This is a genomic window from Halomonas sp. G15 (assembly GCF_021282295.1).
GTDB lineage: Bacteria > Pseudomonadota > Gammaproteobacteria > Pseudomonadales > Halomonadaceae > Halomonas > Halomonas alimentaria.
In genome coordinates this window covers 1-12,073 of record NZ_JAJSPA010000012.1, presented here as the reverse complement: position 1 = coordinate 12,073, position 12,073 = coordinate 1, and the positions used below count along the sequence as shown (strand labels likewise).

At 63.8% G+C, this 12,073-nt stretch carries 9 protein-coding genes; 7 read left to right on the top strand and 2 right to left on the bottom strand.

Annotated elements, in window-relative coordinates:
• Positions 1 to 15 precede the first annotated feature (15 nt).
• Positions 16 to 909 carry a tRNA glutamyl-Q(34) synthetase GluQRS gene (gene gluQRS, locus LWH48_RS07645; protein ID WP_232912121.1) on the bottom strand — a complete coding sequence of 298 codons (894 nt, stop codon included), beginning with the start codon at positions 907 to 909 and terminating at the stop codon, positions 16 to 18.
• 84 nt (positions 910 to 993) lie between these two features.
• Positions 994 to 1,431 carry an RNA polymerase-binding protein DksA gene (gene dksA, locus LWH48_RS07640; RefSeq protein WP_161430149.1) on the bottom strand — a complete coding sequence of 146 codons (438 nt, stop codon included), beginning with the start codon at positions 1,429 to 1,431 and terminating at the stop codon, positions 994 to 996.
• Between the two features lie 236 nt (positions 1,432 to 1,667).
• On the opposite strand from dksA, the gene LWH48_RS07635 reads away from it, so the two are divergent.
• From LWH48_RS07635 to lhgO, 7 genes are all read left to right on the top strand, one after another.
• Positions 1,668 to 2,828 (top strand): pyridoxal phosphate-dependent aminotransferase, encoded by a 1,161-nt coding sequence (locus tag LWH48_RS07635; protein WP_232912120.1) that lies wholly within the window; start codon positions 1,668 to 1,670, stop codon positions 2,826 to 2,828.
• An 8-nt stretch (positions 2,829 to 2,836) separates the two neighbouring features.
• The gene (gene sfsA / locus LWH48_RS07630) at positions 2,837 to 3,595 is read left to right on the top strand and encodes a DNA/RNA nuclease SfsA (RefSeq protein WP_232912119.1); all 759 of its coding nucleotides are present in this window, start codon (positions 2,837 to 2,839) and stop codon (positions 3,593 to 3,595) included.
• A gap of 182 nt (positions 3,596 to 3,777) precedes the next feature.
• The gene (locus tag LWH48_RS07625; protein ID WP_232912118.1) at positions 3,778 to 5,589 is read left to right on the top strand and encodes a sensor histidine kinase; all 1,812 of its coding nucleotides are present in this window, start codon (positions 3,778 to 3,780) and stop codon (positions 5,587 to 5,589) included.
• The gene (locus tag LWH48_RS07620) at positions 5,586 to 6,962 is read left to right on the top strand and encodes a sigma-54-dependent transcriptional regulator (protein ID WP_232912117.1); all 1,377 of its coding nucleotides are present in this window, start codon (positions 5,586 to 5,588) and stop codon (positions 6,960 to 6,962) included. Before LWH48_RS07625 ends, LWH48_RS07620 begins: the two co-directional genes overlap by 4 nt.
• 307 nt (positions 6,963 to 7,269) lie before the next feature.
• The gene (locus LWH48_RS07615) at positions 7,270 to 8,286 is read left to right on the top strand and encodes a TAXI family TRAP transporter solute-binding subunit (protein WP_232912116.1); all 1,017 of its coding nucleotides are present in this window, start codon (positions 7,270 to 7,272) and stop codon (positions 8,284 to 8,286) included.
• 126 nt (positions 8,287 to 8,412) lie between these two features.
• Positions 8,413 to 10,554, top strand: a complete 2,142-nt coding sequence (locus LWH48_RS07610; protein ID WP_232912115.1) for a TRAP transporter permease — start codon at positions 8,413 to 8,415, stop codon at positions 10,552 to 10,554.
• Positions 10,555 to 10,721: 167 nt separating this feature from the next.
• The gene (gene lhgO / locus LWH48_RS07605; protein WP_232912114.1) at positions 10,722 to 11,921 is read left to right on the top strand and encodes an L-2-hydroxyglutarate oxidase; all 1,200 of its coding nucleotides are present in this window, start codon (positions 10,722 to 10,724) and stop codon (positions 11,919 to 11,921) included.
• The last annotated feature ends 152 nt before the right edge of the window (positions 11,922 to 12,073 follow it).

Genomic DNA, 12,073 nt, shown 5'->3' with positions numbered 1-12,073 from the left:
TCTTTCAGCGCGCCGCTACCCCGGCGTGTCGGTGAGCGGGCGCTCGGCCAGCGGGCGGATGCGTGCCACCGACCAGGCCTCCAGGGCCCAGGCAAGCTGCTCGGCCACCGGGGCGGTGGCCAGGGCTTCCGGTGGGGCCTGGTCCAGCGCTGCCAGGGCGGCGTGCAGCAGCGGGCGCACCGCGGCATCGTCGGTGGGCAGGGCCGGTGCCAGGTTCTGCTTGGAGAGCTTCTGGCCGCCTTCGCCGGTGATCAGCGGCAGGTGCAGGTAGCGCGGCTCGGGATAGCCCAGGGCGTGCTGCAGCTGGCGCTGCCAGGGGGTATTGTCGAGCAGGTCGAAGCCGCGCACCACGTCGCTGATGCCCTGGTCGGCGTCGTCCACCACCACGGCGAGCTGATAGGCCCACAGGCCATCCTTGCGCTTGAGCACCACGTCGCCGAGCTCGGCCGGGTCGAAGCGCTGCTCCCCGAACAGGCGGTCCTGCCATACCACCGGTCGCAGTCCCAGGTCGCTGCGCAGCCGCCAGGCCACCGGCTTTTCGGGTTCGCGCACGCCGTCGCGGCACCAGCCGGGATAGATGGGGAAGTCGCGCCACTGCTTGCGTGAACAGCTGCAGGGGTAGGCGAGGCCCAGTGCGGTCAGCCGCTCGAGGGCGGTCTGGTAGGCGTCGCCGCGATTGTGCTGCCAGAGCACCGGGCCGTCCCAGTGCAGGCCGAAGGCCTCCAGCTGGCGCAGGATCGCGTCGGCGGCGCCGGATGGGCAGCGCGGCGGATCGATATCCTCGATGCGCAGCAGCCACTCGCCCCCGGCGCGGCGGGCATCCAGGTAGCTGGCCAGGGCCGCCACCAGCGAGCCGAAGTGCAGCGGCCCGGAAGGGGTGGGGGCGAAGCGTCCGCGGTAGTGGCTCATGGGCGGCTCCGGGCAGCGGATACGCGGACGGGCACCCAGGGGTGCCCGTCACGGAGGGTCGGCCAGGCCATCGGCATGCCTGGATCAGCCGCCCAGCTGCTTTTCCTTGAGCTCGGCCAGCGTCTTGCAGTCCACGCACAGGGTGGCCGTGGGACGGGCCTCCAGCCGGCGAATGCCGATCTCGACGCCACAGGCCTCGCAGAAGCCGTAGTCGTCCTCGTCGATCTTCTCGAGGGTCTCGTTGATCTTCTTGAGCAGCTTGCGCTCGCGATCCCGGGTGCGCAGCTCCAGGCTGAAGCCCTCCTCCTGGGTGGCGCGGTCGGCCGGGTCGGCGTAGTTGTTCGCCTCCTCCTGCAGGTGGCGCACGGTGCGGTCGACCTCCTCCATGAGCTCCTGCTTCCAGCCCAGCAGGATCTGCCGGAAATGCTCCAGCTGCGCCTCGTTCATGTACTCCTCACCCGCCGCCGGTTCGTAGGGGGTGAACTTCTTGGGCGCTTCCGTTTTCTTGTCGGCTACTGGCATGGGACTGCCTCATTACTTGAGTGACTGCTGATCAATACCCGCTGCGATGCAAGGTATCTCACGCCAAAGGCATGCTTGTTTAGCCGAAAAGGCGCGGGGTTGCAACCTCGGGCACGCCATTGGCTGCGATCCTGCCACCAAAGTCGCTACACTAGGGCCTTCGATGACACGATCTTTTGACCACGCCGCGGGGCCCTGGCTCCCCGGCGTACTGGCCTACCGACAGGAGTCCTGCCATGGCGTGGAGCCCGCGCATCGACCAGGTTGCCCCCTTCCGGGTGATGAGCCTGCTGGAAACCGCCCAGGCCCGCGAGGCGGCCGGCCATGACGTGATCCACCTGGAGGTGGGCGAGCCGGACTTCGCGACCCCGGAGCCGGTGGTCGCCGCTGGACAGGCGGCGCTGGCGGCGGGGCACACCCGCTACACGCCGGCGGCCGGGCTGCCCGCCCTGCGCGAGGCGATCGCCGGCCACTATGCCGAGCACTTCGGTGCCGCCGTCGACCCGCGCCGTATCCTGGTCACCCCCGGTGCCTCTGGGGCGCTGCTGCTCGCCAGCCAGCTGCTGGCCAGTCCCGGCGACCGGGTGCTGATGGCGGACCCCAACTACCCCTGCAACCGCCACTTCATGGCCCTGGCCGGGGCCGAGGTGGATGCCGTGCCGGTGGGGCCGGCAAGCGGTTGGCAGCTGGACGCCGAGCTGGTCGCAGCGCACTGGCACGACGCCACCCGCCTGGCGATGCTCGCCACGCCCTCCAACCCCACCGGCCATATGCTGGATGCGGGGCAGCTGGCGGCGGTGGCCGAGACGGTGGCAGCGCGGGGTGGCCACCTGCTGGTGGACGAGATCTACCAGGGGCTCTGCTATGACCTCGAGCCACTCTCGGTGGCGTCGATCACGCCGGACGCCTTCGTGGTCAACAGCTTCTCCAAGTACTTCGGCATGACCGGCTGGCGCCTGGGCTGGCTGCTGGCGCCGGAAGAGGCGGTGGAGCCGCTGACGCGGCTGGCCCAGAATGTCTTCCTGGCCGCCCCGACCCCGGCTCAGCACGCCGCCCTGGCGGCTTTCACCACGGAGACTCGGGGCATTCTCGAGGAGCGTCGGGCCGAGCTGGGCCGGCGCCGCGATGCCCTGCTGGCCGGGCTGGCGCGACTCGGCCTGGCGCCCTCGCTGCCGCCCCAGGGGGCCTTCTACCTGTGGCTCGACATCTCCCGCTACAGCGACGACAGCCAGGCCTTCTGCCGGCGCCTGCTGGAGGAGGAGAACGTGGCCATTACTCCGGGGATCGACTTCGCCCTGCAGGGCGGTGAGCACCATGTGCGCATCGCCTTCACCACCGGGGTCGAGCGCCTGGAGGAGGCGGTGAGTCGCCTCGAGCGCTTCCTGGCGCGCCAGTAAGGAGCCACATGGACTATCCCGAACTGCTGCCCGGCACCCTGCTGCGTCGCTACAAGCGCTTCCTGGCCGATGTGCGCCTCGACGATGGCCGTGAGTTGGTGGCCCACTGCCCCAATACCGGCTCCATGCGAGGAGTGAACGTGCCGGGCTGTCGGGTGTGGCTGTCGCCCAGCGATAACCCGAAGCGCAAGCTTGCCTGGACCTGGGAGCTGATCGAGCTGCCCCAACCCGACGGCCGCCTGGCCATGGCCTCGGTTCAGACGGGTCGCGCCAACCGCATCGTCGAGGAGGCACTGCGCGCCGACAGGGTGCCATCGTTGACCGGCTATGCCGAGCTGCGACGCGAGGCCCCGGTAGCCTGTGCGGGGGAGAAGGCCTCGCGACTCGATTTTCGCCTCGACGACCCCGAGCGCGGCACGGCCTTCGTGGAGGTCAAGCAGGTGACCCTCAGGGAGCCCGACGGGCACGGCTACTTCCCCGACGCGGTGAGCGAACGCGGCAGGAAGCATCTGGAGGTGCTGATGGCCCTGGCCGAGGCGGGGCAGCGTGCGGTACTGCTGTTCTGCGTGGCCCACGAGGGGATCGATGCCGTGGCGCCGGCCGAGCACCTGGATCCCGCCTATGCCCGAGCGCTGCGCGAGGCAGCAACACGCGGTGTGGAGGTGCTGGCGCAGCGCTGCGAGATCCGGCGCGAGGGCAAGCGTCCGGTGGCGATCCATCTGGGCGAGGTGCTGCCGGTGGATCTGGAGCGGCGCTTCACCGCGTAAGGCGTGCTAGGGAAACACTGCATAAATCCAGCCACAGCTGCCTGACAGCCGTCGGCGGGGTAAAATCGGGCTACCCTGTCACCACCTGATGGACTGTTTTCCTCCGTATATGGAGTGCTCGTCATAGATATGGTCAGCAACTTGGTCTACCGGCCGCCTGCATGCCAGCGGGAGGCTGGCCCGTGAACCAAGTACTTCGTCGTAGACTGGGTCGCCTGACGATCGCCATCACCGCCGCCGCTCTCGCTGTGATGTTGTGGTGGGTGTGGCATTGGCAGTTAGAGCGTGTCACGAATGAGGCGCGTCGGCACGCCGATTCGCGCCTAGCGCTCTACAGCAGCAGCCTCAACGGGGCGCTGGAACGCTTCACCTATCTTCCAGGACTACTGGCTCGCCATTCCCTGGTCCAGGCGGCGGTTGTCGATGAGGTCGGCGTTTTCACTGAGCAGGTCAACCGATACTTGGCCCATGTGGCCGAAAGCTCGGGAGCCGAGGCCATCTTCCTGATGGATGATGAGGGTGTCACCATCGCTGCCAGCAACTATGCCAGCGATGCCAGTTTTCTCGGCCACCATTATGACTTCCGACCCTATTTCCAGGATGCCATGGCCGAGGGTCAGGGTGAGTTCTTTGCCATCGGCAGCACCACGGGGCGAGCCGGCTATTTTGTCTCTGCCGCAGTTCAGGGAGGGGCCTCGGGCCGCCCCGGTGGCGTATTGGTCGTCAAGATCTCTCTGGAAGCTCTGCAGGACAGCTGGCGACAGGCAGGCGAGCAAGTTCTGCTCTCCGATACCAACGGCGTGGTGATACTTTCGAGCCGCCCGGAATGGCGTTATCGTCGACTGGACGATATCGGTGTCAATGCCATGGAGGAGATCCACGAACAGCGACAATTCCTGAAGACACCGCTGCGCCCTCTTGGCGAACGCCTGCCTGACGGCTCCCTGCATGTTGGCGACACAAGCACTGGAGACCTGGGTGAACGCTACCTTGACCTGACCCTACCCCAGACGACCCTCGACTGGACCATGCACTACCTGCTGCCCGTCCGACCACTTTACACAGTCGCTCGCAATGCTCTGCTGGCTGCCTCAGGCACCACCCTGGCCCTGCTGCTACTGGGCCTCTGGCTACGCGAGCGCCAGAAGCGTCAACGTCTGCGTGACCGAGAAGCGCGCATCATTCAGGAGGCCAACGAGCGCCTCGAGGCAAGGGTAAAAGCGCGTACGCAGGAACTCGAAGCGGCCCAAGCGGAACTGGTGCAAGCTGGCAAGCTCGCGGCACTGGGCACCATGGCGGCAGGTATCGCTCACGAGCTGAACCAACCGCTGGCCGGCATCCGGACCTATGCAGTTAGCGGGGCTCGTCTGCTGGAGCGTGGTCGTGAGGCCACGGCCATCGACAACTTCCGCCATATCCACGACCTGTCCGACCGCTTGGCGACTCTGATCCGACAGCTCAAGATCTTCGCTCGCAAGGGTGGAACGCTTGAATCTGTCGACCTGGTCGCAAGACTACAGTTTGTGCTTGAGCTGCTCAGGGATCGCCTGGAGCGTCAAAAGGTCGAGCTGCATCTAGAGCTGCCCGAGGACTCCACGGCATGGGTCGCCGGGGATAGCGTCCGCATTGAACAGCTTCTTACCAACCTGCTGCGCAACGCCCTGGATGCCCTGCGCGATACCCCGTCCCCGCGTCTTGACGTCCGCGTGGACTTGGCCCCCGAGCAGGTCGAACTGGTCGTGGCGGACAATGGGCCTGGTATAGACGAGGCGACCCTCGAACATATTTTCGACCCTTTCTACACCACCAAGGAGGTGGGCGACGGCCTCGGCCTGGGGCTGTTCATCGCCTATGGGATCGTTCAGGATCTCAAGGGTCGCATCCGCGCCGAAAACCGCCCTGCCCACCTCGGCGGCGCCGTTTTCCATGTCATATTGACGCGGGTAAACGGTGAGTCATCACGGCAACCTGGCAACAAGGACATCCCGACATGAGCGAGCTACCCGTCTGGCTAGTCGACGACGATCCCGGGGTACGGGAGTCGCTGACCCAGTGGTTCGAGCTTTGTGACTTGCCGGTGCGCACCTTCGCGGGCGGCCAGGCAGTTCTTGACGAGCTCCGGGCGGGCTCTCCCTGCGGCGTGCTGATCTCGGACGTCAAGATGCCCGGCCTCGACGGATTGCAGCTCCTGCAGGCCGTACAGGATACCGATGATGACCTGCCCGTATTGCTGATCACTGGCCACGGCGATGTGCCCATGGCGGTGCATGCCATGCGGCAGGGAGCCTGGGATTTTATCGAGAAGCCTTACGATCCGGAACGACTCGAAGAACAGGTCCAACGGGCACTGGAGCGCCGCCGCCTGGGACAGGAGAACCGCCGATTGCGCCAAGCACTGCGCCAAGGCGGCTTGGCGGCGCGATTGATCGGCGAGGCACCGGGCATGCAGCGCTTGCGCGACCAGATCGCCAACCTCGCCTCGACTCGCGCCCATGTACTGATACATGGCGAAACCGGCAGCGGCAAGGAGGTCGTGGCGCGTTGCTTGCACGAGTTCGGTCCCGGCGAAGCCACACCTTTCGTGGTCCTTAACTGCGGGGCCATTCCCCCGGAGCTAGTCGAGTCAGAACTTTTCGGCCACGAGAAGGGTGCCTTCACCGGTGCGCTAGAAAGCCGCGTCGGCAAGCTCGAACACGCCAGCGGCGGCACCCTCTTCCTCGACGAGATCGAGTCAATGCCACTCGCCACTCAAGTGAAGTTGCTGCGAGCACTACAGGAGGGTGAGGTAACGCGGGTGGGCAGCAACCAGGTCATAAACGTCGATCTTCGCGTGGTGGCGGCGACAAAGACAGATCTCCTGCAGCAGGCGGCTCTTGGTGAGTTTCGCGAGGACCTGTACTACCGGCTGGCCATCGCCGAATTGAGGATCCCTCCCCTGCGTGAGCGCCGCGAAGACATTGCCACGCTGTTCATACACTTCAGCCGCCAAGCAGCCGAAGTTCATCAGCGCCCCCAACGCGAGGCCGATGGAGAGCTACTGGCGGCGCTTGGGCGCCATCACTGGCCCGGAAACCTGCGCGAGCTGCGCAACGCGGCGACGCGCTTCACGCTCAACCTGGACATCCCTTACCTTGAAGTCGCGTCCGGGGAGGCAACCGAAGGATCACTCGCCGATCAAGTCGCCGCCTTTGAGGCCTCCTTGCTGCGTGCAGCGCTGACTCGTCATCGTGGCAACATCCAGGCGGTACTCGAAGAGCTCGATCTACCGAGACGGACCCTTAACCAGAAGATGCAACGCCACGGGCTGCGTCGCGAGGCGTTCTGCGGGCAAGCCGATACCTCCACGGTGGCCAGCGGGAACGTCTGAAGGTTCAACTCCAACCGAGCCATCCGGCCAGGGATGAGAACATCAACCTCTCCCACCATTCCACGCCATATCGCTTCCGATGCCACGGGCGATCTGGCAAAGCTACCTGCAGGGCTGCCGTTGCATCGGCAAAAAATGGCCGACACCCCTCCGCAAGCAGGCAAGAACTTGCCGATGCCGCCCTTCTCCCTTGACCAAAAAAAACTTAACCATCTGATTTAATTCTACTTATATCTTTCTGGCAGGCCATCTGCTTATGAACTGACGCAACACAATAATCGCTAACTTTCCTCAAGGGAGACATGGCATGAATAAGCGTCAGTTCCTCAAATCCGCCATCGGCCTGGCCTCCGCCGCGGCTCTGGGCATCTCCGCATCCTCCGCACTGGCCCAGGAATCCCACCAGTACATCATGGGCACCGCCACCACTGGGGGTACCTACTATCCCGTCGGGGTCGCGCTTTCCACCCTGGTCAAGGTCAAGCTCGAACCCGAGACCGGCATTGCCCTTTCAGCGATCAGCTCCGCCGGTTCCAGTGAGAACCTGAAGTTGATGGACGAAGACCAGGCCCAGTTCGGGATTCTGCAGGGGCTATATGGTGCCTATGCCTGGGAAGGTGACGGCCCCGTGCCCAAGGCGTACAAGAACCTGCGCAGCGTGTCCATGCTGTGGCAAAACGTTGAGCACTTCGTGGTTGAGGACGACGTGGTCGAATCCGGCACCATCGACGACATGACTAATCTCTACGGCAAGTCGTTCTCGATCGGTGCACGCAACTCCGGTACTGAAGGGTCAGGTCGCTACATCCTCGGTCAGCTGGGCATCGAGCCAGACGAAATGGATATCGCCTACCTGGGCTATGGTCCGAGTGCAGACGCCCTGCAGAACGGCACCATCGACGGCATGAACATTCCCGCAGGTGTACCTGCCTCGGCCGTGACCCGTGCCTATGCCAATGCCGACGGCGATATCACCACACTGGACTTCACTGAGGAGCAGCTGGAGAAGGTCAACAGCAAGTTCGAGCTTTGGTCCGCCTACGACATCCCGGCAGGCACCTACCCGAACCAGGACGAGGTTATCCATACCATCGCCCAGCCCAATATTCTGGCGGCACGCGCCGACGTTCCTGAAGATGACGTTTACGCCATCACCAAGGCGATGTACGAGAACCTGCCGTTCCTCAACAACATCCACCCCGCGACCAAGGCGATGGCGCTTGAGAAAGCGATCGTCGGCCTGCCGATGCCCCTGCACCCGGGGGCGGCACGCTTCTTCGAAGAGCAGGGGCTGGAGATCCCCGAGCGCCTGATCGCAGAGTAACCCGAGACCCGCACCGGGCGTTCGGCCACTGGCTGGGCGCCCAGCCCTCCTTCCAACGGACGGTGCTGCGCTCGATTGCGACGCTGCCGCTCCCCTCATGATGCACGCCGCTATCAGGAGATCGCCGTGAGCAACTCAACCCTCGATTCCATCCGTGATGAGGATGCACAAGAGGCCGATGAACGCCTCTCGCATCCATGGCTGGGGCCATTTCTCATTGCCTTCGCCATCGTTATTGCCTGTGCTCATATCTACTTCAACACCTTCTCGACGCTATCCACGCTATGGACGAGCGCCATGCACTTCGGCCTGTTCGGCGCGCTATGCGCCCTGGCCGTCCCTCTGGCACGACCTCAACATACCGGGCCACGGCGGGCGGTGTTCGCCATTGATATTCTGCTCGCAGTAGCCGCCATCGGCTGTGCTGTCTACTTGATGGTGTTCGAGAATGCTCTCTATGAGCGTGGCGTGACCTTCATCGCCTCGGACTGGGTCGTCTCGATCGTTGCAGTGGGACTGATCCTAGAATTCGCAAGGCGCACCACCGGCTGGTTCATTCCCGTACTGAGCGTGATCGCGCTGACCTACGTGGCCTGGTGGGGGCAGTACGTCGGTGGCGTATTCAACTTCCCTGGCTTGTCGTGGGAAACGGTGCTGTTCCGAAGCTATATCGGCGGCGAGGGCATGCTGGGCTCAATCGCCCGGATCTCCTGGTCCTATGTGTTCATGTTCATCCTCTTCGGTGCCTTCCTGGTCAAATCAGGCGCCGGGGAATTCATCATCGAGCTCGCACGTTGTGCCGCGGGACGCTTCATCGGCGGCCCCGGCTTCGTGGCGGTGTTCTCATCGGGCTTGATGGGCTCGGTCTCAGGATCTGCCGTGGCCAACACCGTCTCCACCGGCGTGATCACGATCCCGCTGATGCGCAAGGCGGGTTTCCCGGCGCGCTTCGCCGCTGGTGTTGAGGCCTCTGCCTCGACAGGTGGCCAATTGATGCCACCGGTCATGGGGGCTGGAGCCTTCATCATGGCTTCCTATACCCAAGTCTCCTACCTGACCATCATCGGTGTCGCGGCACTACCAGCACTGCTCTACTTTCTATCCGTCGCCATGTTCGTGCGCATCGAAGCCAAGCGCAGCAACGCCCAGCACCTCGACGACCCCGATGCACCGCGCATCGGCGAGGTTCTCAAAAACGGCTGGCACTACCTGCTGCCGCTCGTCGTGCTGGTGGCAGCACTCGTTTATGGTTTCACACCGACCTATGCGGCGGGCATCGCCATCGTGTCGGTGATCGTCGCCTCCTGGCTTTCCAAGCAACCGATGACGCCGAAGTTGATCGTCGAGGCGTTGGTTCAGGGAACACGCAACATGATCACCACAGCGATCCTGTTGATCACCGTGGGCCTGATCATCAACGTGGTCTCGACTACCGGTATCGGCAACACCTTCTCGCTGATGATCACCGACTGGGCGGGCGGTAGCCTGCTGATAACCATCGTGCTGATCGCCATCGCCTCACTGATCCTCGGCATGGGCCTTCCGGTCACCGCGTCCTACATCGTGCTGGCTACGCTGTCGGCGCCTGCGCTGTACAACCTCATGGCCCATGGCCAACTACTCGACCTGATCGTCGCCGGCAACCTGCCAGAACAGGCCAAGGCGGTGTTCATGCTGGCTGCACCGGATCAACTGCAAGCCCTGGCGGCACCGATGAGCCTAGCCGAGGCCCAAGCCCTTCTCGATGCAGTACCCGATACCTTCACAAGCCAGCTCTATGAGCAGGCACTGTCGCCACACTTTTTAACCATGTCGCTGGTCGCGGCACACATGGTGATCTTCTGGCTTTCGCAGGACTCCAACGTCACCCCGCCGGTGTGTCTGACCGCTTTCGCCGCAGCGGCGATCGCTGGCACGCCGCAGATGCGCACCGGCCTGACCGCATGGAAGATCGCCAAGGGGCTTTACATCGTACCGCTGCTCTTTGTTTGGTCGCCGTTGATCACTGGCACGCCGCTGGAGATGACCATCGTGTTCGCCATGGCGCTGTTTGGCATCTACGCGATCATCGCAGGCCTTGAGGGGTACCTCGAACACGAGCTGACCTGGTGGCTGCGGTTGCTGATGTTCCCGATCGGCGCCCTGATGCTGTGGCCGCACGGCATGCTCACCATCGACCTGGTCGGCTTGGGTATCTTCGTTGCCATATTTGTGTGGAGCGTGCGCCAGGGACGCCACCAGGCTGGACATATCGCCCGCACTGCTTAAACGGCCAGGCGTGCTGGCGAGATCACCATCAAGTGGCTAAACCCTGCAACTCTCCTTGAAGCAGAGTTGCAGGGGGCAGCACTCACCAGCAAATGAAACGACACTGCTTCGGCTCCGTCAGGTCATGACGGAGCCCATACAGCTGGACAACGAGGAATTAGGACGGCATGTACGATTTCATCATTCTCGGCGGCGGCATCTTGGGCATGTCTACTGCCATGCAGCTCCAGCAGGCCTATCCCGAGCGCAGAATGCTTCTGGTGGAAAAGGAGTCCGAGGCGGCCCGCCACCAGACCGGACACAACAGCGGTGTGATCCACGCCGGGGTCTACTACACGCCGGGAAGTCTCAAGGCGCGTTTCTGCCTGGAGGGCAATAAAGCCACCAAGGCCTTCTGCGAGGCCCACGACATTCCCTACGACAGCTGTGGCAAGCTGCTGGTGGCTACCAACGAGCTGGAGATGCAGCGCATGCAGGCGCTGTGGGAGCGCACCGAGGCCAACGGCCTGGAGCGTGAGTGGCTAGAGCCCGAGGCACTCGCCGAGCGTGAACCCAACATTACCGGGCTTGGCGGCATCTTCGTGCCCTCCAGCGGTATCGTCGACTACGCGGCAGTGACCCGCGCCATGGCTGCCGAGTTCGAGCGTACAGGGGGTGAGATCCGCTATGGGGCGGAGGTCACCGACCTGGATGAACGGGAGCAAGAAGTGGTAGTGACCACCAGCGCCGGCGACTTCACCGGGCGCTATCTCGTCACCTGCTCAGGCTTGATGGCTGACCGGGTGATCCGCATGTTGGGCCAGGAGCCGGGGTTCAGCATCTGCCCCTTCCGCGGTGAATACTATCAGCTGCCGGAACAGCACAACGACATCGTCAACCACTTGATCTACCCGATCCCGGACCCCTCCATGCCCTTTCTGGGTGTCCACCTGACGCGAATGATCGATGGCTCTGTGACCGTAGGCCCCAATGCCGTGCTGGCCTTGAAGCGCGAGGGCTATCGTCGGCGCGATGTGTCTCCTCGTGACCTGACACAGATGCTGACCAACCCCGGCATCCTCAAGGTTCTGGCTAGGAACCTGCGCCCGGGCCTCTCGGAGATGAAGAACTCTCTGCACAAGCGGGGCTACCTTGAGTTGGTCCGCAAGTATTGCCCGAGCTTGACCCTCGACGATCTCACCCCCTATCCGGCCGGAGTGCGGGCTCAGGCGGTGTCTCGCGACGGGACGCTGGTGGACGACTTCCTGTTCGTCAACACCCCCCGGACCGTGAACGTCGGCAATGCGCCTTCACCGGCTGCCACCTCGGCGATCCCCATCGGGGCGCACATAGTTGAGCAGGTGAAGGCACAAGTCGAATCTATATAGTAGATGCCAGAATCAAGAGTATTAGGGAAACACTGCATAAATCCCGCCACAGCTGCCTGACAGCAGTCGGCGGGGTAAAATCTGGCTACCCTGTCACCACCTGACCGAGCCATCCGATGAAGCAGATCTCTTTCGCCCAGGCTGAGCACCAG